The sequence below is a fragment of the Deinococcus cellulosilyticus NBRC 106333 = KACC 11606 genome (assembly GCF_007990775.1).
In the GTDB taxonomy this organism is placed as follows: Bacteria; Deinococcota; Deinococci; order Deinococcales; family Deinococcaceae; genus Deinococcus_C; species Deinococcus_C cellulosilyticus.
Map to the genome: position 1 here is coordinate 152,054 of NZ_BJXB01000011.1, position 21,967 is coordinate 174,020.

The 21,967-nt window shown below is 56.8% G+C and carries 20 protein-coding genes and 2 tRNA genes; 10 read left to right on the forward strand and 12 right to left on the reverse strand.

All coding sequences use genetic code 11. The annotated features are described in order from the left end of the window. Positions 1-35: 35 nt before the first annotated feature. Both DC3_RS13455 and DC3_RS13460 read right to left on the reverse strand, forming a co-directional pair. Positions 36-296, reverse strand: a complete 261-nt coding sequence (locus DC3_RS13455) for a hypothetical protein (RefSeq protein ID WP_146885107.1) — start codon at positions 294-296, stop codon at positions 36-38. A 375-nt stretch (positions 297-671) separates the two neighbouring features. After that, positions 672-968: a hypothetical protein gene (locus tag DC3_RS13460; protein ID WP_146885108.1), complete on the reverse strand. Its 297-nt coding sequence runs from the start codon at positions 966-968 to the stop codon at positions 672-674. Positions 969-1,374: 406 nt separating this feature from the next. On the opposite strand from DC3_RS13460, the gene DC3_RS13465 reads away from it, so the two are divergent. Further along, positions 1,375-1,617: a hypothetical protein gene (locus DC3_RS13465; RefSeq protein ID WP_146885110.1), complete on the forward strand. Its 243-nt coding sequence runs from the start codon at positions 1,375-1,377 to the stop codon at positions 1,615-1,617. 21 nt (positions 1,618-1,638) lie between these two features. Here the strand turns inward: DC3_RS13465 and DC3_RS13470 are convergent, their stop codons facing one another. The 5 genes from DC3_RS13470 to hisJ form a co-directional block, all read right to left on the reverse strand. Next, positions 1,639-2,019: a response regulator gene (locus DC3_RS13470; protein WP_146885112.1), complete on the reverse strand. Its 381-nt coding sequence runs from the start codon at positions 2,017-2,019 to the stop codon at positions 1,639-1,641. Between the two features lie 317 nt (positions 2,020-2,336). Then, positions 2,337-2,411: transfer RNA gene (locus tag DC3_RS13475), tRNA-Val, on the reverse strand. 5 nt (positions 2,412-2,416) lie between these two features. After that, a tRNA-Cys gene (locus tag DC3_RS13480) sits at positions 2,417-2,491 on the reverse strand. Between the two features lie 95 nt (positions 2,492-2,586). Continuing rightward, positions 2,587-4,269 (reverse strand): PHP domain-containing protein, encoded by a 1,683-nt coding sequence (locus tag DC3_RS13485; RefSeq protein ID WP_146885114.1) that lies wholly within the window; start codon positions 4,267-4,269, stop codon positions 2,587-2,589. Positions 4,270-4,503: 234 nt separating this feature from the next. Then, positions 4,504-5,274: a histidinol-phosphatase HisJ gene (gene hisJ / locus DC3_RS13490; protein ID WP_146885115.1), complete on the reverse strand. Its 771-nt coding sequence runs from the start codon at positions 5,272-5,274 to the stop codon at positions 4,504-4,506. Positions 5,275-5,408: 134 nt separating this feature from the next. Here hisJ and DC3_RS13495 point away from each other — a divergent pair, with 134 nt between their 5' ends. After that, entirely contained in the window at positions 5,409-6,269 is an 861-nt protein-coding gene (locus DC3_RS13495; protein WP_146885117.1) for a hypothetical protein, read from the forward strand. On the opposite strand, the gene DC3_RS13500 is transcribed toward DC3_RS13495, so the two are convergent. The 3 genes from DC3_RS13500 to DC3_RS13510 are packed head-to-tail and all read right to left on the reverse strand — an operon-like array spanning position 6,262 to position 7,864. Then, positions 6,262-6,843, reverse strand: coding sequence for a hypothetical protein (locus DC3_RS13500; protein ID WP_146885119.1), 582 nt, complete (start codon positions 6,841-6,843; stop codon positions 6,262-6,264). The two genes, DC3_RS13495 and DC3_RS13500, sit on opposite strands and share 8 nt — an antisense overlap. Positions 6,844-6,852: 9 nt before the next feature. Next, positions 6,853-7,491, reverse strand: coding sequence for a histidine phosphatase family protein (locus tag DC3_RS13505; RefSeq protein WP_186816026.1), 639 nt, complete (start codon positions 7,489-7,491; stop codon positions 6,853-6,855). Beyond that, positions 7,484-7,864 carry an acyl-CoA thioesterase gene (locus DC3_RS13510; protein ID WP_146885121.1) on the reverse strand — a complete coding sequence of 127 codons (381 nt, stop codon included), beginning with the start codon at positions 7,862-7,864 and terminating at the stop codon, positions 7,484-7,486. Before DC3_RS13510 ends, DC3_RS13505 begins: the two co-directional genes overlap by 8 nt. Before the next feature lie 310 nt (positions 7,865-8,174). On the opposite strand from DC3_RS13510, the gene DC3_RS13515 reads away from it, so the two are divergent. The 4 genes from DC3_RS13515 to DC3_RS13530 all read left to right on the forward strand — a co-directional run bounded on the left by DC3_RS13515 (position 8,175) and on the right by DC3_RS13530 (position 15,178). Next, the gene (locus tag DC3_RS13515; protein WP_146885123.1) at positions 8,175-8,579 is read left to right on the forward strand and encodes a c-type cytochrome; all 405 of its coding nucleotides are present in this window, start codon (positions 8,175-8,177) and stop codon (positions 8,577-8,579) included. A 261-nt stretch (positions 8,580-8,840) separates the two neighbouring features. Continuing rightward, a complete protein-coding gene (lon, locus tag DC3_RS13520) occupies positions 8,841-11,288 on the forward strand; it encodes an endopeptidase La (RefSeq protein ID WP_371863438.1) in 2,448 nt (815 codons plus the stop codon). Between the two features lie 216 nt (positions 11,289-11,504). Next, positions 11,505-12,023 (forward strand): YqgE/AlgH family protein, encoded by a 519-nt coding sequence (locus tag DC3_RS13525; protein WP_146885125.1) that lies wholly within the window; start codon positions 11,505-11,507, stop codon positions 12,021-12,023. Positions 12,024-12,385: 362 nt separating this feature from the next. Continuing rightward, positions 12,386-15,178: a protein kinase domain-containing protein gene (locus DC3_RS13530; RefSeq protein ID WP_186816027.1), complete on the forward strand. Its 2,793-nt coding sequence runs from the start codon at positions 12,386-12,388 to the stop codon at positions 15,176-15,178. Positions 15,179-15,262: 84 nt separating this feature from the next. Here the strand turns inward: DC3_RS13530 and DC3_RS13535 are convergent, their stop codons facing one another. Together DC3_RS13535 and DC3_RS13540 are read right to left on the reverse strand one after the other, a co-directional pair. Continuing rightward, the gene (locus tag DC3_RS13535; RefSeq protein ID WP_146885129.1) at positions 15,263-15,700 is read right to left on the reverse strand and encodes an ACT domain-containing protein; all 438 of its coding nucleotides are present in this window, start codon (positions 15,698-15,700) and stop codon (positions 15,263-15,265) included. A 118-nt stretch (positions 15,701-15,818) separates the two neighbouring features. Beyond that, the gene (locus tag DC3_RS13540; RefSeq protein ID WP_146885131.1) at positions 15,819-16,520 is read right to left on the reverse strand and encodes an IclR family transcriptional regulator; all 702 of its coding nucleotides are present in this window, start codon (positions 16,518-16,520) and stop codon (positions 15,819-15,821) included. Between the two features lie 64 nt (positions 16,521-16,584). Between DC3_RS13540 and hutU the strand changes: the two genes are divergently transcribed. The 4 genes from hutU to hutH are packed head-to-tail and all read left to right on the forward strand — an operon-like array spanning position 16,585 to position 21,870. Beyond that, complete coding sequence (gene hutU / locus DC3_RS13545; protein WP_146885133.1) at positions 16,585-18,234, forward strand: urocanate hydratase; 1,650 nt, start codon at positions 16,585-16,587, stop codon at positions 18,232-18,234. Positions 18,235-18,242: 8 nt separating this feature from the next. After that, entirely contained in the window at positions 18,243-19,151 is a 909-nt protein-coding gene (gene speB / locus DC3_RS13550; protein WP_146885135.1) for an agmatinase, read from the forward strand. Then, positions 19,148-20,353 carry an imidazolonepropionase gene (gene hutI / locus DC3_RS13555; RefSeq protein ID WP_146885137.1) on the forward strand — a complete coding sequence of 402 codons (1,206 nt, stop codon included), beginning with the start codon at positions 19,148-19,150 and terminating at the stop codon, positions 20,351-20,353. Before speB ends, hutI begins: the two co-directional genes overlap by 4 nt. Continuing rightward, complete coding sequence (hutH, locus tag DC3_RS13560; protein WP_222594763.1) at positions 20,353-21,870, forward strand: histidine ammonia-lyase; 1,518 nt, start codon at positions 20,353-20,355, stop codon at positions 21,868-21,870. The genes hutI and hutH overlap by 1 nt, the downstream gene beginning before the upstream one ends. The last annotated feature ends 97 nt before the right edge of the window (positions 21,871-21,967 follow it).

Here is a 21,967-nt window from a genome sequence, read left to right on the forward strand (position 1 = left end):
ATTTGTTCTGGGCTGACACAAATCACAGCCCATCCTCAGCGGGACTGGGGTTTGCCGCCCAGAGATTCGATGCGGGTGTGCTGTTGCATCACCTCATAAAACTTCTGGGCTTCTTCACGGGTGGCTTCCAACTGGATTTCAAACCCCTTGTGATGCAGAGGATTGAGGTCAAGATAATCTTTGTTGCCGTTGACCTTCACCTTGCGACCCGTCAGGGACTCGATCTTCTGGGCAAGTTGGGTGGTGTTGTTTTCAAGGGCATCGGTGATGACCCGGAATCTGAATGTGCTGACCATGCCTGATGTTCGCTGCTGGCAGGCTTCAGGACAGTGGGCTACCGCGCACTTTCCAGGCTGGAAGGCAAAGCAATCAGGAACAGGGCAATGCCTGTTCCTGAAAGGGGACCCCCAGGGCAAGGTTCAGGATCGAGAGCGGGGTCTGGAGTGCCTGTCCTGTTCTGTTTGTTCGAAAGAATGGTCCACTGCGGAAACAAAAAGATAAGCAAGCCATCCCAGCAGCAGTCCCACCCCGAGAGAGAGCCAGAGCACCATGTTCATCCTCCATCAAATGTGTATGCAGCATCCTAACTTTGGACGCTGAATTTTCACTGAAAAACAGTAAAAAGAGTGTGCATGTTTTTGGGTTTGTGTATGAATATTGTGCAGTTTCGGTCAAGGCGCTTCGACAATGCGAAGTGCTGCACGGATGGCCTGCACAGCGTCCTCAGAACGGCCCTGTTCCAGCAATGCAGGAACCCCTTGCAGATGTTCCAGCAGTTCCGCACGGTGCCCTTTCATCTCTGCATACGTCAGGTGCCTGAAGCCCTGAATGCTGTCGGGCTCACGGGTCAGGCGTTGCAAGGCTTCGAGCTCTTCATTGAGTTGACCATGTTTGAACAGGTCATAATCCGGGTCCCTGAGCAGTGAAAAAAGGTGGTCCAGTGAAGTGCGGGCATCGGTCACGTTCATGCGTTCCTCCATCAGAAGAAAAATCCCCGAGTGCAACATGGACCTCCACCAGGTCCATTCTCGGGGTTAAGGCCAGTGTAGAAGCAGGGGCAGGAGGCACCTGTAAGGATTCTTACACCCCAGAAAACAATCCCACCTGTGCCGCTAACAGGTGGGAGAACCAGAGGAGTGTGGCCTCGGGAAGAGGTTCAAAGATCAGTCAAAACCTACACAAACAGGGCCATCCTGAGAAAGGAGCTCCTGCTGTCCACCCTGCGAAGTGAAACCACTGCATGCCGCAAGGTCCTGAGCTTGCTGCCCCTAGATTAGCGTCATGAACTGAAACGGCTCTGAGGGACACTGAAAACAGTCTGAAGTTCAGCACCTCATCCAGAAAACCGGGGCACGGAAGATGTTACTTTGGGTTATGGCAAAAGTTCTGGTGGTTCTGAATGGCATCACTGCAATAGGCGAATCGGACAAATCCATCTCGGAAATGCTGTCCGAGCACATGTTCACCCTGGAAAATGCCAGCATCGGAGATGAAAGCATCGAACTGCTTTTCGTGCGCAGTGCAGCGGTCTCTGCCATTGGCATGGTGGACCACACCCTGGAAGATGCCCTCACCTCGGTCAGTGTGATTCAGGAGGACCAGCGAAACCGCATTTGACGGTTCCTGCTGCAAAAGCCCTCAACTGTGAGCATGCAAATGACGTTCGATGTGCTCCAGCAACTGGGTCACATCGAAAGGTTTCGCCACAAAATCTGCAGCTCCATCTTCCATGAGCTGGCTCACCACATTCAGGTCCTCGGTTGCGGAAACCACAATCACGGTGGCGTCAGAGCACTTCTGTTTCAGGTGGGGCAGCAATTCCAGCCCGCCTCCTCCCGGAAAATTCACATCCAGCAGGATCACATCAAAACACTGGTCTTCTTCAATGGCCTGCATGGCCTCTTCAAAATCTGTGGCGTCTTTCACCAGATACCGGTTCAGACGCAGGAAACGCACCAGCATGCGGCGCACGGTGCCGTCGTCTTCAATGACCAGAACTTTGGGATTGGGGATGTTCATGCGTCTCCTGACAGCCGGAAATGGCAGCGCTGCTGCCTATCAGCAGTACAGCAGAAAGCCGGGCTGGATACTGTTTCATCCGAGACATTTGGGCCTCAGAAGAGGATAGGTATTGTGCCTTATGTGATCCCATGTCAAAGCGCAGGTCCTGTAAGAACCTTTATGCATCATATCCGGTTTCCCGGGAGTTGCAGTCTGCTTTTGCTGGGATGGAGTGAAGATTTGGACCGCTGATCCCTGTTGGCGCGAAAGATAGGAGCCTACAGCTGGAGATGGAGCCAAGAGAAAACCCTCCAGATTTCTCTGGAGGGTTGATGTGGTAGACCCGAGCAGATTTGAACTGCTGACCCCTACAGTGTCAATGTAGTGCTCTACCCCTGAGCTACGGGTCTATTCCTGGAGGCGCTGGGCGGATTTGAACCGCCGCATGGAGGTTTTGCAGACCTCTGCCTTACCGCTTGGCTACAGCGCCGGGGTTTGGCCTAGCAGGGAAAATAGTAGCATCTGATGCTCTATCTGTCAAACGGATGAATGCATCTCCACCCGTTTGACCAGGTTCAAGCCTTTTCAGCTTCGTGCTGAACGCTGTTTTTGAATGAAGTCCAGCATCTCCTGATGGCCCAGTGTGTTGATGACATGGGCCGGGGTCAGGCCCGCCTTGCGGGCCACGGCCACACCATAACGGATGTCCTTCAGGCCTCCAAGCACGTGAGCATCGGTGTTGATGGCAAATTTCAGGCGGTCCCGCCACTTCAGGGCCACCCGCCAGTCCAGGTCCAGACGGTAAGCGTTGGCATTGATTTCAATGACCGTGCCCCGCTCTGCTGCGGCTTCCAGAACAGCATCGAGGTTCAGGGCGTAACTGGGCCTCCTCAGCAGAAGCCTGCCTGTGGGGTGGCCCAGAATGGTGACCAGAGGATGGCTGACCGCTTGAACAAGGCGTTTGGTCTGTTCTTCCTCCGAGAGGGTAAAGTGGCTATGAACGCTGGCCACCACATAATCCAGTTCTGCAAGAACATCATCGGGATAGTCCAGACTGCCATCTTGCAGGATGTCCACCTCGGAGCCTTTGAGGATTTTGAAGCCCTCTTTGCGGAGTTCATCGATTTCACGCATCTGCTCCCGGAGGCGTTCAATGCTCAGGCCGTGGGCATAATATGCGCTGACCGAATGGTCTCCCATCCCGAGGTATTCATGCCCGTTTTGCACCACCGTGGTGATCAGGTCACGGAGGGTGGGAATCCCATCGCTGTAATGGCTGTGGACGTGTAGCATGCCCCTGATGTCCCTGACGGTGATCAGTTCTTCTGCAGAAGGCAGAACAAGGCCTTCATGCTCGGGTTCGCGGTACTCAGGGGGCAGGTGGGGCAGTTCCAGAGCCTCGTACACGTCCTCCTCCGAAAGGGTGAAGAGGGGAGAGCTCTGCTGTTTGAGACCTGAGGAGGAGATCTCCATGCCTTTCTCCTGGGCTTTCTGCTCCAGTTTTTCTCGCCAGTAGGCCCCGCTGAACATGGCATCCATGGCACCGCGCACCTCGGGTTCGGCATAACCCACCTCGACCCGCACACCCTGAATGCGTCCCTGCCATGCAGCGTAGCCTTCTGCATGCTGCACATCCTCTGCAATCAGCTTGAGGGTCCCGTAGGTGCTCTCTTTGCTGCAGGAGATGGTGATTTCCACATCAGCTGAGGTTTCAAGCCCTCTGGAGACTGAACCTGCAAGTTTCGGGCTCATGTCCCTGAAGTTCTCCATGAGCACCTCTGCGATGCTCATGGCGGTGCTCATGTGTACACGCTCTTGCGATTGCAGGGCAAAGATCACGCTTTCCAGGATGTTAGCCTGGCTCTTGGCCCCAAAGCCTTTCAGGGTGGCGATCTGGCCGTTTTCGCAGGCTTCCCGCAGGTCTTCCAGGGATTCAATGCCGGTGTTCCAGAGCAAACGGATTTTCTTGGGTCCCAGTCCCCTCACCCGGAAGAGGGTCAGCACCCCTGCAGGGACCTGACTTGCTGCCTCTTCCAGAGGGCCAAAAACCCCTGTTTCCACGTATTCCACCAGCAGGGCAGCCAGGGTGCTGCCCACCTTGGGCACATCCCTGAATTTGCGCTGGACCAGATCTTCCAGGCTGTCTTCCACACTTTCCAGGCTGCGTGCTGCTGCCCGGTAGGAGTTGATGCGGAATGCGTTTTCTTCAAGCAGTTCAAACAGGTCTGCAGTCAAATTCAGGGTTTTGATCAGGTCCTTGAGGCTCATGCAGACATTTTACGGCCAGGGCAGAGTGGGGACTGAAAGTGGGGTTATATTATGCCGAGGGCCTAGAGCCGAGGGCCGAGGGCAGGTCAGAAAGCAAAGGCTTTTGCTTTCGTGTGCAGTGGATATGTTGATCTGGTCGTGTTGAAGAGGGTTGACCTACAGGGCAAGCCAGCGGCCCGCCCCTACATCATTTGGTTGACGCCATAGGCCAGGAATTTACTTTGCTCTCGGCCCTTAGACCTGCTGTCTTCCCCTGAACGACACCACCTTCGCCCCCATCTTTTCCAGGTCCTGCACAGCTTCTGCAAAACGGTGCCCGACCTCTTCGGGCTTGTGGGCGTCGCTTCCGAGCACAAAAGGAATGCCTCTTTTGACGGCTTCGAGCACCAGGCTGTTTGAGGGGTAGGCTTCTTTGACAGGCTTTCTGTACCCTGCCGTGTTGTAATCCAGGGCCATGCCTGCGGCAGCAACGGCATCCAGGGCTTCGAAGGCCAGAGAGGGGTCAGGTTGCAGGTGCCCGAATTTTTTGGGCAGGTCCAGGTGTCCGATGGAGTCAAAGAGACCGCTTTTTGCAGCCTGGGTGGCAAGCTGGTAATACTGCTGGTACAGCCCGGTCAGGTCGCGGTTGTCGTACTCAGCAATGAATTCGGGGTTGTCAAACCCCCAGGCCCCCAGGTAGTGGATGCTGCCAATCACGTAATCCCAGGGATGACGGTCCAGCACTTTTTCCACGTAACGCTCGGTTCCGGGGTGGTAGTCTCCTTCAAGCCCCAGACGGATGTCCAGCCTGCCTTCAAAGGCCTGCTGGGCTTCCTGCACCCACTCGATGTAACGGTCCAGTTCAGAGAGGTGCATCCTCCAGGGCGCGTCGTACCATTCGGGCATGGGCATGTGATCTGTGAAGGTGATGCCAGTGAGACCTGCGTCCAGGGCGGCCTGGGCGTATTCCATGGGGGTCCCGGAGGCGTGCTTGCAAAGGGGCGTGTGCATGTGGGAGTCGAACATGGGGTCATTTTCGCATGCACGGTTGTTTCGCAGGCTGAATTGGCTTCACAACCTGATCCATTCAGCAAAAGAGGGCCCTTTGGGGGATTTCCCCAGGGACAATTTTGAGGAATCAGCATTGTACAATTTCTGTAATGGGATTTTTCAGGCGTTTGTTTCAAAAACCGGCGGCCACTGCTGTGCAGGAACCCGAACCTGCAGAGGTGGCCCGCGAAGGCATCATCCTGCTCTTTGAGGCGGTTCCCGACCTGCTGAGAGGGCTCATTCAACTCCGTCAGGTGTTGCAGGACCCGGAAGCACAGCTGGACAGGCTGGAGGGCACCAATTCAGGGGCCTTCCACTTTGGACCTCACAAGATCCGCGTTGTGGGCCTCCCCGCAGCTTTGCCACGCGATGTGCAGCAGCGCACCATCCACCTGAGCCACTGGCCGCAGACCACCAAAGACAGCCTGTACCAGCATCGGGCACACCTGGTGTGTTTTTACGAGGGCACCAGAGAAGACGCCCGGGAGCAGCTTCTGGCGCTTTACCAGCTTGCCCTGGCGTTCGGCAACCTGGGTTTGCTGGGGGTGGCAGATGAAGCCGCCTTCAATGTCACTCCGGTGGCTGTGGTGCAGGACATCTTCACCTCCATGAAGGTGGGTGACCTCAAGACAGATTTTCCTGCCATGCTCTGGACCAACCTGTTGAAGTTCCACCGTCCAGATGGCCCCATCTGGTATGCCACCCGTGGCTTCGAGCGTTTTGGTGCACCCAATTTTGCCCTGCTGGGACAGCCAGGAGAGGCAGCAGAAACCTTTGACCTTTTCACGGCCCTCCTGAGGTACGTGGTGTCTTCTGGAGCAGAGCTGCAGGCAGGCCATACCGCAGAAGTCGGAAACCTTCCTTTGCGTTTTGTGGCACCCTACGAGTACGAGGATTTCCTGAAGGGCAAAGGTGAACTGCTGGTGGTTGAGGTGGTGCAGATGGAGGCAGAAAACACGGTCCTCACCTGAAGTGCACGCGGGTTTCTTGCAACCACAGGGTGATGTGGGTGCCTGCTGGCAGGGTGGTTTGCACGGAGAAGTTCAGGTGCACCTGATGCTCAGGTCCTGATTCCAGGACGGAGAGCAGGTCTGCTGTGGCTTTTGGATCTGGGGTCCTGCCTTGCAGGGCCAGAAAAGAAGAAACAATGTACTGGCCCTGCTTTTGTTGCAGGGTCCAGTCCTGGTCCTCAAGTGGGATCTGCAGTTCTGTCGTCGCTTCCTGCAGTGCCAGTGTGCCCTGCACGTCCTGAAAAACCAGTGCACTGGCTGATGGTGCAGGATCAATCTCAAATGTGCCTGTCAGGTGGGGCATCACATCTGCGAAGGTGGGGAGGCCAGCGGTCTGGATGGACACGTTTGCTGCTGTGGTGGGCCATTCAAAAGAGGCTTTTCCTGTGGCATCCACAACGCCAGTCAGGGCGGCAGGGGCACTTTGCCTGAAGACATTGAAATTGAGGCCTGCGGGGGGCACACACCCGCAGGCCATCCAGCCACAGGAAGTGGTCAGCAGACCTGTAAGAAACAGCCCATGCAGCAGTCGCATGCTCCATTCTCAGGCATGCTGCAGGGCAGTGTCCAGAGGGATGGGTTCCAGCAGGTGCCCTGTGTCATTCAGTTTTTCCAGCACCCACAACTTCTGGCGTTTCTGCAGGAGGGTGACTCCGGTGTTCCATGTGTTGAGGGGAAAAGGCAGCAGCATGGGTTCATGGGCCTGCCTGGGAATGCCGATCAGGTGTGAGGCCAGGGCACGGATGAACCCGTTGTGGGAGAAAGCCAGCACACTGGTGTCCTCCTGCAGGGTGCTCAGCCAGTCCAGGGCCCGGTCCAGCAGGTCCTGAAACGACTCTCCACCTTCAGGCCTGTGTGTGAAGGGATCGGTTTTCCAGGGCAGGTAACTGGGGTGCTGCTGGTTCTCTTCGAGGGTGCGGCCTTCCATCACCCCGAAATTCAATTCACGGAGTCTGGGGTCCGCCATAATGGTGGCATCAGGCACTGCAAGTGTGGCTGTGTGGTATGCCCGCTTTAAATCTGAACTGACGATCTGGTCATAATCCTCTGCCCTGAGCACCCTGCGCAGTTTGATGGCCTGCTGCATGCCCTCCTCGGAGAGGGGTTCATCGAGGTGGCCCTGCCAGCGTCCAGTGCTGTTGAGGATGGTGATGCCATGCCGGACCAGGGTCAGCTTAATCATGAACGTGGTCCAGCGGCGGAACAGGGGTGGGTTTGCCCTCGGCATCCAGAGCCACGAAAACAAACCGCCCGGAGGTGGCAAGCACCTGTTCTGCTGTGGCGAGGTTCTCCTTGTGCACGTCCACCTGGATGTGCATGCTGGTGCGGCCCACCTTGACCACCTGTGCATAGAGGTTCACGGCATCCCCGACTTTGATCGGAACGTGGAAGGTCACGGTGTCCATGCTGACCGTGACCACGGTTTTGCGGCAGTGGCGCACTGCCGCGATGCTGGCAGCCTTGTCCATCAGGCTGAGAATGTGGCCCCCGAAGGCCGTTCCGAGGTTGTTGGTGTTGGCTGGGAAAATGATTTCCAGCATGCGGGCTTCTGACATACTGGCATCATAACAGTGTGTATACAGGACAGATGATGGTCATAGCGTCCCTGGTTGCGTAACTTGTGACTTGCTCTGATTGTGGTGTAACCCTTGCCATTCACGCCTTGCCTGAACGGACTGCAGGAGGATTCTGGTCTGCATTGCTGATGGCCTGTTGGCTTCAAAGAAACCGGGATCTGGAATGCCTTAACCGTTTTTTGAAAAGTGAGAAATGTCCCAGAAAGTCTCATGTAAAAACCGAAATTTCAAGTACAATGCTTTTTAAAGCGTTATCGGCACAACAGATCAGCATCACAACGGAGGACCCATGAGAAAACTGGTGTTGTTCAGCGTATTGGCTCTTGGTGCAGCAGGAACCTGGGTGTATGCCCAGTCTTCAGGCGGTTCGAACGCCCCCACTTTCACGGAGAAACAGGCCCAGGCGGGTGAAACGGTCTACAACACCAGTTGCGCCATGTGCCACGGTAAAAACCTGAACGACGGCGGTCCTGCCGTCAAGGGAGACAAGTTCCTTGCCAAATGGTCTGGTGAAGGCAAGACAGCCCTTGATCTCTACAACAAGATTGCCACCACCATGCCCAAGAACAAACCAGGCTCCCTCACCCAGACCCAGTACGAGGCTGTGTATGCCTACATCCTGCAGCAAAACGGCTTCAAGCCCAGAGAGCTGCAAAAAGAGGACCTGAAGAACCACACCCTCGACAAAAAATAAAAGTTTGAGTTTTTCATGAGAGGAAACCATGGGGTTTCCTCTTTCTTTATCATCGTGCTGTAAGAGGCTGTTCACCTTTGTGGTGATATGCTGTCCCAAATGGAGGTGGTGTCTGGCGAGACGGGAAGGTGTCGACCCTTTCAGAGGGCTGCTTGATGGACTTGTTTCAGGGAGGAAGAGCCATTAGACTTGATACAGGTAGACTCAAGTTTCTTATGCACTATCTGGTATACTCTTGAGGAGCCATGAAAGGAACCCCACATGTCGGATAAAACCCAGAACGACATTCCCAATACGCCCATCCCCGAGATTCTCCCGGTGTGCCCGGTCAGGGGTTCTGTCATTTACCCCACCATGGTCCAGCACATCGACGCTGCCCGTGATGTCAGCATCAAGGCCATCGAGGCCGCCATGCAGAGCAGCAAAACCATCCTCATTGTCTCCCAGCGGGACAAGGACATCGATGACCCCACAGGCAACGACCTCTACACTGTCGGTACTGCCTGCAACATCCTGCGCATGAAACGCAATCCCGACGGCACCGTGCAGATGCTGGTTTCCGCTGTGAGCCGCGTGACCGTCCACAAATACCACAAAACCGAATTCATCCAGGCTGAAGTGAAACCTTTAGAGGTTCCTGCTGGAGAAATCTCCGAATACCAGGCCCTGGGCCGCGAACTGCGCACCAAATTCGAGGAAATGATCCCCGGCAGCAAATTCCTGGCTCCGGATGTCGTGGAACTGATCCTCAACCGTGAAGACCCTGGCGTGATGGCCGATTACATCGCCTTCAACATGGACTTCAAACTCACGGACAAGCAGGCCGTGCTTGAGGCCCCCAACCTGACTGAGCGGGTGCGCAAGGTGCTGGTGATGCTGGACAGCGAAGCCGAACTGATGGCCATCCAGCGCCGCATCCAGCAGCAGGTCAAAGAGGAAATCGACAAGAACCAGCGCGACTACTACCTGCGCGAGCAGATGAAAATCATCCAGAAAGAGCTGCACGGCGAAGACTCCGAAGAGGATGAAGTCGCACAGCTGCGTGAAAAAATCAACGCTCTGGGCCTCACCGAGGATGCCAAAAAAGAAGTGGACCGGGAACTCAACCGCCTGGAACGCATGCATCCTGACTCTGCAGAGGCTGCCGTCATCCGCACCTACCTCACCTGGATGACCGAGCTTCCCTGGAGCACCCGCAGCGAAGACCAGCTGAACCTCAAAGAAGCCGAAAAAACCCTGGACGATGACCACTACGGTCTGGAAAAGGTCAAGGACCGCGTGCTGGAATTCCTCGCGGTGCGCCAGCTTCGCAAAGAGCGTGCGGAAAGAGGCGAAATCGACGCCGCCGATGTGAACAAAGGACCCATCCTGGTGTTCACTGGCCCTCCCGGGGTCGGTAAAACCTCCATTGCCCAGAGCATCGCCAAGTCCCTCGGACGCAAATACGTGCGGATTGCCCTGGGGGGTGCCCGTGACGAGAGCGACATCCGTGGACACCGCCGCACCTACATCGGTTCCATGCCCGGACGCATCATCCAGGGCCTCAGAAACGCCGGAACCAAGAACCCTGTGGTCCTCCTGGACGAGGTGGACAAACTTGGTCAGAGCTATCAGGGGGACCCCTCCAGTGCCCTCCTCGAAGTGCTCGATCCTGCCCAGAACCACAGCTTCACGGACCACTACCTCGGGGTGCCCTTTGACCTCTCGGAAGTGATGTTCATTGCCACAGCAAACTACCCCGAGCAGATCCCTGGCCCGCTTCTGGACCGCATGGAAGTGATTGAATTCACCTCCTACATCGAGCAGGAGAAACTCGAAATCGCCAAACGCTACCTGCTGCCGCGCCAGGTCAAGGAGAACGGCCTGAAAACCGCCCAGATCCAGGTGACGGACGCTGCGCTGGAAAAACTGATCTCCCACTACACCAGAGAAGCCGGAGTGCGCAATCTGGAACGTGAAATCGGAACGGCGGTGCGCAAGGTGGCCCGCCGCATTGCCAGTGGAGAGCTGAAACGCGCCCGGGTGACCGACAAGGAACTCGAACGTTACCTCGGCAACCCCAGATACCTCCCCGAGTCCGAAGCCCGGGAAGACGCGGTGGGTGTGTCCACCGGGATGTTCTACACCCCCGTGGGCGGAGACATCCTCTTTGTGGAAACCAGTGTGATGCCCGGCAAAGGCAACCTCGTGCTCACCGGTCAACTCGGCGACGTGATGAAGGAAAGCGCCCGCGCAGCCCTCAGTTACGCCAAGCAGAACAGCAACCGTTTCCACATCACCCAGGAGAAACTCGACAACTCTGAAATCCACGTGCACGTGCCTGCCGGAGCCATCCCCAAAGAAGGCCCCAGTGCCGGGGTGGCGATGGTGACCAGTCTGGTCAGTGCCCTCACTGGCATTCCTGCCCGCAGAGACGTGGCCATGACCGGAGAAATCACCCTCACCGGACGGGTGCTCCCCATCGGTGGTCTGAAGGAAAAAGTGCTGGGTGCCCGGCGTGCAGGCATCAAACACATCGTGCTGCCCAAGATGAACGAGCGGGACATCAATGACATTCCTGCAAACCTGCGGGCCAGCATTGAATTCCACCCCTGTGAGAACCTCGATCAGGTGCTCGATGTGGCCCTGGTGGGTGGCCTCAAAGCCCTCGAAGGCAAAACCACCCCCAGCAAAAAGAAAACCAAAAGGGACCAGAGCGCCAGCGCATAACGATTAAAGGGGTGAGGGGAATTCCTCACCCTTCTTTTTGCAGGAATGTGAAACACTGGAATCAAAGGGACCACACTCCAAACTCTTTGCACACAAACCACAACTGTGAGATCAGGCTCGGGGAGAAGTCCTGCTGGTGACCGTGCACCCGATGCACACCAGAACACGCTGGAGAAACCAGCAGGGGAGCGATTCTCACGCAGGAGGTTCTCACTTATGGAATTGACTTTTTTGGTGGCCAACCCCTACCTGCAGGGCGACTACTTCCAGGAGAGCGTCATCCTGGTGCTGGAACACGATGAGAAAGGGGCCCTCGGCCTGATCGTCAACCAGGAAAGCACCGCCCGAATTGCAGACGTGGTGGAGGGCGGCACCTCAAATGACCCGGTCCTGCTCGGTGGCCCCGTGGACCAGAAATTCGGCTGGTGCATCTACCGCTACCCCACCGGCATGGAAGGGGAAATCAAACTCGGGGGCACCACCTGCGTGTCCACCAGTTACCTGATCCTGCAGCACCTCATGCAGAGCGTGGGGTCCGAATACCACCTGATCATGGGCTATTCGGGCTGGGGTACAGGACAACTCGAAAAAGAATGCCAGGAAGGCACCTGGCTGTGGGTCCACATGGACGACAGCCTGATTTTCGACACTCCCGTCGAGGAGCGCTGGAGCAAAGCGATTGCCTCACTGGGAATCGTGCCAGCGCAGATCATGCCCGGGGGGGCGAAAGCGTGAAAGCCGAGGGCCCAGAGCCGAGGGCCGAGAGCTGAACTGGGAGCTTAAGCAAATGCTTACGGACAGGGGATTTTCCCCTGTTTTTGTTGTTTGGGGAGTTTGTTGTGATTTTGCAGATTGGAGCTCTGGATTTTTTCACCGGGCGGTTCTTTACATGGCTTTGGCATCAGCAATTTTGACCTGCTCTCGGCCCTCGGCTTCTTTGTGCAACTTTTCCCCCCACATTCACGTATGCTTGAAATAACGGACGACTTATGCGATGCATCACTTGTGGACATACCTACCCCGATGACAAACCGTTCTGCCCGGTGTGCGGCACGCCCAATCCGAATGTTGGGCAGGCGCGGTTTCTGACTTCAGAATTGAGTGCTGGAACGCTGCTGCAGGGCAAATACCGGATCGACAAAGTGCTTGGTCAGGGTGGGTTTGGGATCACCTACGCTGCAACGCACACGGTCCTGAATTCCAAAGTGGCGATCAAAGAACTCTTCCCGGAAGGCACGGCCCGTCAGGGCACCACCGTGGCCCCTCCTGGCACACTGGGCGGTGGAGGCTGGCAGGAACTCAAGAAGAGTTTCATTCTGGAAGCCCAGACGGTGGCCCGCTTCAACCATCCGGCCATTGTGCGGGTGATGGACATCTTCGAGGAGAATGGCACCGCTTACCTGGTGATGGAGTACCTCGAAGGACAGCCACTTGGAAAACTGCTGGAAAGTGGTCCGGCCAATGTGGGCCTGATCGAAAAAATTGCCAGGGATGTGGCCGAGGCCCTGAAAGTGGTGCACGGCAATGGACTTTTGCACCGCGACATCAAACCGGACAACATCTACCTCGAAAAAACAGGAAGGGTGGTGCTGATTGATTTCGGTTCTGCCCGGAACTTTGCTTCAGGACAATCCAGCAGGCACACCCGACTGGTGACCCCTGGATATGCACCGCTGGAGCAGTACGCCACCCAGGCCACCCTCGGTCCCTACACCGACGTCTATGCTCTCGGAGCGACCCTGCACCACGCCCTGACTGGGCAGCAACCTCCAGATGCCGTGTCCAGAACCACAGGGGCACAGCTTGCCCCCATTCCGGCCAGCACCCCCAAACACCTCAGGGATGCTGTGGATGCCTCCATGCAGGTGGAGGTCACCAAACGCCCCCAGACGGCAGATGCTTTTCTGGCGATTCTGGGCAACAAGGCTGCAGTCAAACCTCAGCCTGCACCTTCCAACACCCAGCAAGCCCCAAAACCAGCCCCGCAGCCATCTCCACAACCAAAACCCCAGCCTGCGCCTCAACCTGCTCCAAAACCTGCCCCTCAACCCAGGCCCACTCCACAACCCAGACCGCAACCTGCCCCTCCAGCCCGCAAGAACATGGGGTGTGTGGGCTGTCTGGCCTGGGTCGGTGGCCTGACGCTGGTGGGGGTGGGAGTTGCTGCCTATTTCCTCTATCCTTCTCTTCAGGAGGAGTGGCAGAAGCAGGTGAATCCTCCTGCTCAAACGCAAACCCAGCCTGAAACACAACCTGAAACCCAGCCAGAGACAACATCTCAACCTGAAACGCCAACCACACCACCTCAGGCATCTTTGCCTGCAGCCCCTTCTGTGGACCGTTCCAGAATTCCTGACCGTGTTCCCACAGTCCAGGATTACCGTCTGGTGTCCCAACCTGTGGCTTCCCAGCAAGAGACGGATGCTCTGGTCAGCCGTATCGCGGATTTTGGTTACCCTGTCTACCAGCAGGTCGATTCAGCAGGAACCGTGCTGGTGGTGGGACCATTTGCAAGTCAGGAGGATGCCGACCTTGTATTGCAGGACCTGCAAGCCCTGAACACCACCCTGGCTGTGCAACAACCTGCCGCACCACCCACACAGCCTGCTCAGCCCACCCCTGCACCTTCAGACCTGGGCACCGATCCCATCACGGATCTGCCCGATGGGGAACGCAAAAACATCCTGCAGGCTTACAGGGAAGGGAATTACAGTGATGCCGTCAAGCTGGCAGATGCCTGGATCCCTGGTCACAAAACGGATGCCCTGGTGCGCCTGACCCGATGGAATGCAGCGCGACAGCTCAAAAACATCGACACCATCACCATTGGGGTCAGTGTGCCCACCAGTGGCGAGAACGTGCAGGTTTCTGAAGCTGTCCTGCAGGGTGTCACGCTGGCCCTTTCAGAAGCCACCACACCCCCTCCGGTGCTGGTCAGCATCCTGAACGACCACTATGATGCCAACGCCGCCAGAACTGTGGCTGAGGAATTTGCTGCAGATGCTGCAGTGGTGGGTGTGATTGGTCCTGTGAGTTCTGGTCAGGGCCTGAATGCTGCGCCCACCTTTGCCACCAACACCCTGGCCCACCTCCTGCCCACAGCCACCGATGACCGTCTGGTGGGCATCGGAGATTACACCTACCGCATGGCTCCCACCAACACCCAGCAGGCCCAGGCCATGGCCGAACTGATGGAAAAAGAGGGTCGCCAGAGCGTGCTGGTTTACTACAACCCCGAAAATGCTTACTCCAACAGCCTGCATGAGGCCTTCATTGCCAGTGCAGGAGAGAAGAACATCAACGTCTGGTCCGTGGAATACCCTGCCAACGGCCTGCCGTCCACACTGATTCCAGAAGGCAGCACTGCAGACAGTGTCTTCATTGCTGGAGGATTCGGAGATGTGGCCCGCATTGCAAAAGCCCTCAGAGGCGAGGACATCAAGTATCCGCTGTACGCAGGCGACTCCGCCTACAGCCAGAAGCTGCTGCAGGAAGCCCGCACACAGGTGGAAAGCATCAAGATCCTCAGTTTCTACCACTTCAGTGACAAGAGCACCAGCAGCGTGAAGTTCAGGGACAAATTCCGCAAGACTTTCGGCGGAGCAGACCCCAACGCCCGTGCAATGCAGGCTTACGACAGCATGAAACTCCTGCTGGCTGCACTCGCCTACAACCAGAAGAAAAACAGCGGTGCCCTGCCCTCCAGAGAGGACATGCAGGCAGCCCTCCAGACCTACAAGGGAGGCAATGCCCTCTCTGGTGTGACCTCCAGCATCCGCTTCGATGCAGAGCAGGGCATCCTGAACCGCCCTTTTGTGATTCTGCAGGTCAAGAACGGCCAGTTCACCAGCATTGGTCGGGTCTCCGCAAACAGTGGGGGGACGCAATAAGCCCCCCTGTCTTTCGCTAACGTGCAAGACTGTCCCCCCTGAGTTCAGGGGGGACAGTTCCGAATGGAATGAGGAACAGGGGGGTTAACCCACAGGGACTTCAGGCGTTTCAGAGAACTGGTGTCCAGCCGCACTCAGGGCAGCTCTGGCCTGCTCTTCGTGGGTGTGCTTGACCAGAATATAGTCGGTGTCGAAGGTGGAAATGGACAGGATGCTGATCCCTGCATCGGCCAGGGGACGGATCAGGGATTCCAGAATGCCGAACTGGTCAAAGCCGAATTGTCCGACCAGCTGGTAGACCACCCAGCCGATTTCAGCTTTGGCCTGCAGGGGTGCGAAACGCGCGTCACAGACGATGGAGAGTTCACTCGGGGTGCGGGTGATGCTGGAGAAATCGCCCTGGAAAGCCCAGTCTGGTGGGGTGGTGTCTGGGGACAATTTCAGGATGGCGTATTCTCCATCTAAGCGCTGTAAGGTGACCATGCTGCCTCGCTTTCTTGCTTCGGACTCCATCACACTCATGGGTCTTATTGTAGGACGGGGATGTCAGTTCTCATCAGGGCTATTTGTCTGTGCCGCTTTTGTTGTCTTTACTGTACGTGACGGGAAGCTGAAAAAACCGTTCAGTTGTTTAGAAGCGCTACCAGAAATTCTGCGTGGTCTGCAGCAGGCTTTGCAATAGGGTGTTTCTCTGGTTCCGAAAACGGAAGGTTTTCACCTGCAGTCCCATCACTGCAACCAGCTTTTCCTCGAAGTACAGAGGGGCGGCCAGGGCGCAGGAATCTGCAACCCACTCCTCAAGTGAAAGAGCATAATGGTCGTCTTGCACCTTGTTCAGTGCGGTTTCCCACTCATCAGGTGTGGTGATTGTGCTAGGGGTGAAGACCTCGAACTGTTTGACTTTCAGGCCTGTGAAGGCGCAGAAGACCTTTCCTGCTGCAGTGGCATGGGTGGGGAGATACAGGTCGGTCTGAATTTCCCGGTGCTCCTCCGGCTCAGAGTGGGCACGGGCAATGCACAGCACATCCTGCCCCTCCAGCACACAGAGGTAAGTCAGTGCACGCACCTCCTGGGCCAGATCTTGCATGGCTTTGACCGCCTCCTGATACCACCCCAGTTGATGGTGCAGGTGGGTTGAGAATTCCAGCAGTCGCCAGGACAGAGCGTATTTGCTTCTGGGGGTTTTGCGCAGGAATCCAGCCTGGGTCAGGGCTTGCAGGTGCAGGTGCACAGTGCTCTTGGGCTGCTGCAGGTGTGCAGCAAGCTCACGGGACCCCCACTCGGGATGGGTGGAGGTGAACTGTTTTAAAATCTGGGCGCTTTTCTGGAGGGTGTCGAGCATAACCTGTCCAGCATTGTTGGACACCCATATTGTACTCCCTGCCCTTGAAGCGCATGCTGAACACATGGAAAAAACAATGATCCGTGCCCCCAGAGGCGCGCAGAAAACCGCGAAAGGCTGGATTCAGGAAGCCGCCAAGCGCATGCTGATGAACAACCTGGACATTGAAGTGGCCGAAAAACCCGAGGAACTGATTGTTTACGGAGGCCGGGGCAAAGCGGCCCGCAACTGGGAGGCCTTCCACAAGATCATTGAAACGCTGGACCGTCTGGAGAACAACGAGACCCTGCTGATCCAGTCTGGCAAGCCCGTGGCGGTCCTGAAAACCCACGAACTGGCCCCCAGGGTGATGCTGGCCAACAGCAACCTCGTGCCCAACTGGTCCACCTGGGAGCACTTTGATGAACTGGACAGGAAGGGCCTGATGATGTACGGGCAGATGACGGCTGGAAGCTGGATTTACATTGGCACCCAGGGCATCTTGCAGGGGACCTATGAAACCTTTGCTGCAGCGGGAGAGAAGCACTTCGGAGGAAGCCTGAAGGGCACCATCACCGTGACTGCAGGTCTGGGAGGCATGGGAGGGGCGCAACCTCTGGCTGTGAAACTTGCTGGAGGGGTCAGCATCAACATTGAGATTGATCCCCACCGCATCCAGCGCAGGCTGGAAACCCGTTATCTGGACGAGGTGGCCGAAAACCTGCAAGACGCCCTGAAACGGGCAGAAGAGTATAAGGCTCAGGGGGTGGCACGTTCCATCGGTCTGCTGGGCAATGCTGCAGAAGTGGTGCCTGCTCTGGTTGAGATGGGATTCACCCCGGATCTGGTGACCGACCAGACCAGTGCCCACGATCCCATGTGGGGCTACATCCCCCTGCTGAATGCAGACGAGGATGCCGATGTGCTGCGCAGAGAGCAACCCGAGCTCTACCGTCAGCGTGCTTATGAGAGCATGGCAAAGCATGTGGAGGCCATTCTGGAAATGCAGAAACGCGGAGCCATAGCGTTTGACTATGGGAACAACCTGCGTCAGCGTGCCCTGGAATTCGGGGTCAAAAACGCCTTTGATTACCCGGGTTTCGTGCCTGCCTTCATCCGGGACAGCTTCTGTGAAGGACGGGGACCTTTCCGCTGGGTGGCCCTCAGTGGTGACCCCCAGGACATTTACGAAACCGATAAAGCCCTGCTCGAACTCTTCCCCGAGGACCACAGGCTGCAGAACTGGCTGAAGTACGCCGCAGACCAGATTGCTTTCCAGGGTCTGCCTGCCCGCATCTGCTGGCTCGGGTACAGAGAGCGGGACCGGGCAGGACTGCTGTTCAACCAGATGGTCAGAGATGGCCGCCTGAAAGCCCCCATCGTGATCGGACGGGACCACCTGGACGCCGGTTCTGTCGCAAGTCCCAACCGTGAAACCGAAGCCATGCTGGACGGCAGTGATGCAGTCTCAGACTGGCCCCTGCTGAATTTCGCCACAGGTGTGGCCAGCGGTGCCGCCTGGATGAGCTTCCACCACGGGGGTGGCGTGGGCATGGGCTTCAGCCAGCACTCGGGTCTGGTCGCCGTGGCCGATGGCAGCGAGGAAGCCGAAAAACGCCTCTCCATGTGCCTGGTGAACGACCCCGCAATGGGCGTGATCCGCCATGCAGACGCAGGCTACGAGAAGGCAAAACAGATCGCAAAAGAACGCGGTCTGGACCTGCCCTCGATCTGAGGTCTGAGATGACACACCTGCCTTTTTCCGGTCTGATTTCCTTTGCCCGTGCGCCCACCATTGACCTGTCCAGTGATTTCTCATCAGATGTGGGTGTGCTGGGGATTCCCTTCGACATTGCCCTGGGGTTTCGCCCTGGTGCCCGCTTTGCTCCCAGGGCCATCCGGGAGGCCTCCCTTCGCTACGCTCTCCCTCCTGAGGGGTTCTATGACCTGCGTTCTGGAAAGCGCAAACTGGCTGGACTGCAGATGGTGGATGCTGGCGATGTGATCCTGCCCAGCCTGGAGCCTGAACTTGCCAGAGACCGCATCACTGAGGCCGCAAAGCAACTGAAATCTGGTGTGAAGTTTCCGGTGTTTCTGGGAGGAGACCACAGCGTCTCTTACCCGATTCTGCGGGCGTTTTCAGACGTGGAAGACCTGCACATCGTTCAGCTGGATGCCCATCTGGATTTCACAGACATCCGCAATGACACCAGGTTCAGCAACTCCAGTCCTTTTCGCCGGGCCTGTGAGGACTTGCCGAACCTGAGGCACGTCACCACCATTGGCTTAAGGGGTCTGCGTTTTGATGAGGAGGCTGTTCAGGCTGCAAGGGGAAAAGGCCACACCCTGATCGGCATGTGGGACTGTGAAGACCTGCAAGCAGTCATCGGGCAGCTGCCAGTGGGCCAAAATGTGTACCTGACTTTTGATGTGGATGTGCTTGATCCTGCAGTCCTTCCAGCCACCAGCAGTCCAGAGGTGGATGGCATGGATTACCGCACCGCCATGACCCTGATCCGTGAAACCGTCAGGCGAAACCACATGGTTGGCATGGATGTGGTGGAAATGACCCCGAATCTGGATGCCAGCGGCAATAGCAATCTGCTGATTGCAAGGCTCATCATGGAGACACTCACGGAGGTGTTTTCGTGAAGACGCTTTACACAGGCATCACCGAACTGGCAACCGCAACCGGAAATGATCTGAAAAAGGGATCTGCTCAAAAAGACATCACCATCATCCGTGACGCTGCAATGGTGGTGGAAGGGGAGACCCTGCTCTGGGTGGGGGAACGCAAGGACGCCCCTGCAGCAGACAGAACCATCGACTTTCGCAACAAAGCAGTGGTCCCTGGCCTGATCGACCCTCACACCCACCTGATCTGGTCGGGCAGTCGCCTGAATGACTTCGAGGCACGGGTGCAAGGGGTTTCTTACGAGGAGATTCTGGCCCGTGGAGGAGGCATTCACCAGACGGTGCGCTACACGCAGGCCTCCACTGCCTTTGAGATGGTCTCTCTGGCTGTTCCGAGGCTCAATGCCATGGTGCGCAGCGGAGCCACCACCCTGGAAGTCAAAACGGGTTATGGCCTGAACCACGACACCGAGATGCGCATGCTGGAGGCCATTCGCGATCTGCAGGATTTCACCCCTGCTCGCATTGTCCCGACTTTGCTGATTCACCTGCCTCCTAAAGACCGGGACCGCAAAGACTTCATCCGTGAAGTGGTGGAGAAATGGATTCCCGAAGTCGCTCAGGATCAACTTGCTGCTGCGGTGGATGTGTTTGTCGAACAGGAAGCCTTCTCTGTTCAGGAGGCCAGAGAGATTCTGGAAGCTGCAAAAGCCCATGGCCTGCACACCAAACTGCATGCAGACCAGTTTCATGCGCTGGGCGGAGTGGAGCTTGCCTGTGAGCTTGGAAGCCTGAGTGTGGACCATCTGGAAGCCTCCACTGGGGACCAGATTCAGGCCCTGGCTGCCTCGAACACTGTGGCCACCGTGCTCCCCGGGGTGACGTTGCATCTGGGCCTTCCTGCAGCACCAGCCCGCAAAATCATTGACGCAGGAGGAGCAGTCGCTGTGGGAACGGACCACAACCCTGGAAGCAGTCCAATGTTCAGCACCAGTCTGGCACTGGCACTTGGTGTGAGGCTCAATGGCCTGACTCCAGCAGAAGCACTTACGGCCATGACTGCAAACGCTGCCCATGCGCTGGGCCTCAAAGACACCGGAAGACTCGAAGCAGGCATGAAAGCCGATTTCCTTGTGCTGGACAGTCACGACTGGCGAGAAATCAGTTACCGCTTCGGCAATGCGGTCAGCAAGGTGTTCATCTCAGGAAAGGAAGCATGATTGAGCTCAACGACAGCCTGACCCTGCAAGATTTCATCGCAGTGGTTCGCAATTTTAAAGAAGTTCGCCTCTCTGGTGCGGCCAGAAAGCGCGTTGAAAAGAGCCGCACCTTCATTGAGAAGATCATTGAGCAGGGAGACCCTGTTTACGGAGTCAACACTGGGTTCGGTAAATTTCAGAACACCCGCATTGAGCGGGACATGCTGGAGGAACTGCAGCGCAACCTGATTCTGTCTCACTCCATTGGAGTGGGGGAGCCCTTCCCTGAAGATGTGGTGCGTGGAATGCTGCTCCTCAGGGCACAGAGTCTGGCGATGGGGCACTCCGGGGTGCGTCCTCTGGTGATCGAGGGTTTGCTGAACTTCCTCAACCATCAGGTGCATCCTGTTGTGCCCTCTCAGGGATCTGTCGGAAGCAGTGGGGACCTTGCCCCCCTCTCACACCTCACTCTGGCCCTGATTGGAGAAGGGGAAGTGGAATACAGAGGGCAGGTGCGACCTGCCAGAGAAGTGCTGGACGAACTGGGCCTCAGGCCCATTGTGCTGCAGGCCAAAGAAGGTCTGGCCCTCATCAACGGAACGCAGGCCATGTGCAGTCTGCTGGCCCTGCTGATCCATGATGTGGAAATCCTGCTCTCCAGCGTGGACATTGCTGCTGCATCCACAGTGGAGGCCCTCAAAGGCAGCCACAAACCCTTTTCAGAAGGCATTGTGCGCCTCAGGCCCCACCCAGGAGCAAGGCAGGTCAGCGAGAACCTGAGAAACCTGTTGCAGCACTCTGAAATCGAAGTGTCCCACGAAAACTGTGAAAAGGTACAGGACGCCTATTCTTTAAGGGCCACCCCCCAGGTGCATGGGGCCTCCAGAGATGCCCTCAGGCATGCCCGCGAAATTCTGGACATCGAGATGAACAGTGTGACCGACAATCCGCTGATTTTCCCAGACGAAGAGAAAGTCATCTCGGGTGGGAATTTCCATGGTCAGCCTCTGGCCCTTGCTGCAGATTACGCAGGAATTGCCATTGCAGAACTCGCCAACATCAGTGAACGCCGAATTGAGCAGATGCTGAACCCCGCCCTCAGTGGTCTTCCTGCTTTCCTGGCGGAACAGGGCGGCCTCAACAGTGGCCTGATGATCTCCCAGTACACCGCTGCCAGTCTGGTCAGTGAGAACAAGGTGCTGGCCCACCCGGCCAGTGTGGACAGCATCCCCACGAGTGCCAATCAGGAAGACCACGTTTCGATGGGCACCATTGCCTGCCGCAAAGCCCACCAGATTTTTGAGAACACCCTGTGGGTGATTGCCATCGAACTGGTCTCTGCTGCGCAGGCCCTGGATTTTCAGGCTCCCCTGAAACCCGGAAAAGGGGTGAAGGCCGTTTATGACCTCATCCGCAGCGAGATTCCTCACCTGGAACGGGACCGCTACTTCAAACCCGAAGTCAGCAAGATCCGTGAGATGATCCGCTCAGGCCGTCTGGTGCAGGCAGCAAGGGAAGCAGTGGGGCAGGTGCATTGAGAAGCAGACCGTTGACAGATGACGGTTCACAGTAAGGAAAAACTCCTGTAGGGCATCAAATTCAGATTGATCAAAGGAAAAGAAGAGGCGAGCCACG

Excerpts from the sequence above, each read along its gene's own strand:
- hutU (WP_146885133.1), top strand. The coding sequence starts at position 16,585 with ATGGAAAAAACAATGATCCGTGCCCCCAGAGGCGCGCAGAAAACCGCG.
- DC3_RS13540 (WP_146885131.1), bottom strand. The coding sequence starts at position 16,520 with ATGCTCGACACCCTCCAGAAAAGCGCCCAGATTTTAAAACAGTTCACC.
- DC3_RS13465 (WP_146885110.1), top strand. The coding sequence starts at position 1,375 with ATGGCAAAAGTTCTGGTGGTTCTGAATGGCATCACTGCAATAGGCGAA.
- DC3_RS13515 (WP_146885123.1), top strand. The coding sequence starts at position 8,175 with ATGAGAAAACTGGTGTTGTTCAGCGTATTGGCTCTTGGTGCAGCAGGA.
- hisJ (WP_146885115.1), bottom strand. The coding sequence starts at position 5,274 with ATGTTCGACTCCCACATGCACACGCCCCTTTGCAAGCACGCCTCCGGG.
- DC3_RS13535 (WP_146885129.1), bottom strand. The coding sequence starts at position 15,700 with ATGAGTGTGATGGAGTCCGAAGCAAGAAAGCGAGGCAGCATGGTCACC.
- DC3_RS13460 (WP_146885108.1), bottom strand. The coding sequence starts at position 968 with ATGAACGTGACCGATGCCCGCACTTCACTGGACCACCTTTTTTCACTG.
- DC3_RS13500 (WP_146885119.1), bottom strand. The coding sequence starts at position 6,843 with ATGCGACTGCTGCATGGGCTGTTTCTTACAGGTCTGCTGACCACTTCC.
- DC3_RS13495 (WP_146885117.1), top strand. The coding sequence starts at position 5,409 with ATGGGATTTTTCAGGCGTTTGTTTCAAAAACCGGCGGCCACTGCTGTG.
- DC3_RS13505 (WP_186816026.1), bottom strand. The coding sequence starts at position 7,491 with ATGATTAAGCTGACCCTGGTCCGGCATGGCATCACCATCCTCAACAGC.
- DC3_RS13485 (WP_146885114.1), bottom strand. The coding sequence starts at position 4,269 with ATGAGCCTCAAGGACCTGATCAAAACCCTGAATTTGACTGCAGACCTG.
- DC3_RS13510 (WP_146885121.1), bottom strand. The coding sequence starts at position 7,864 with ATGTCAGAAGCCCGCATGCTGGAAATCATTTTCCCAGCCAACACCAAC.
- speB (WP_146885135.1), top strand. The coding sequence starts at position 18,243 with ATGACACACCTGCCTTTTTCCGGTCTGATTTCCTTTGCCCGTGCGCCC.
- lon (WP_371863438.1), top strand. The coding sequence starts at position 8,841 with ATGTCGGATAAAACCCAGAACGACATTCCCAATACGCCCATCCCCGAG.
- DC3_RS13470 (WP_146885112.1), bottom strand. The coding sequence starts at position 2,019 with ATGAACATCCCCAATCCCAAAGTTCTGGTCATTGAAGACGACGGCACC.
- DC3_RS13455 (WP_146885107.1), bottom strand. The coding sequence starts at position 296 with ATGGTCAGCACATTCAGATTCCGGGTCATCACCGATGCCCTTGAAAAC.
- DC3_RS13525 (WP_146885125.1), top strand. The coding sequence starts at position 11,505 with ATGGAATTGACTTTTTTGGTGGCCAACCCCTACCTGCAGGGCGACTAC.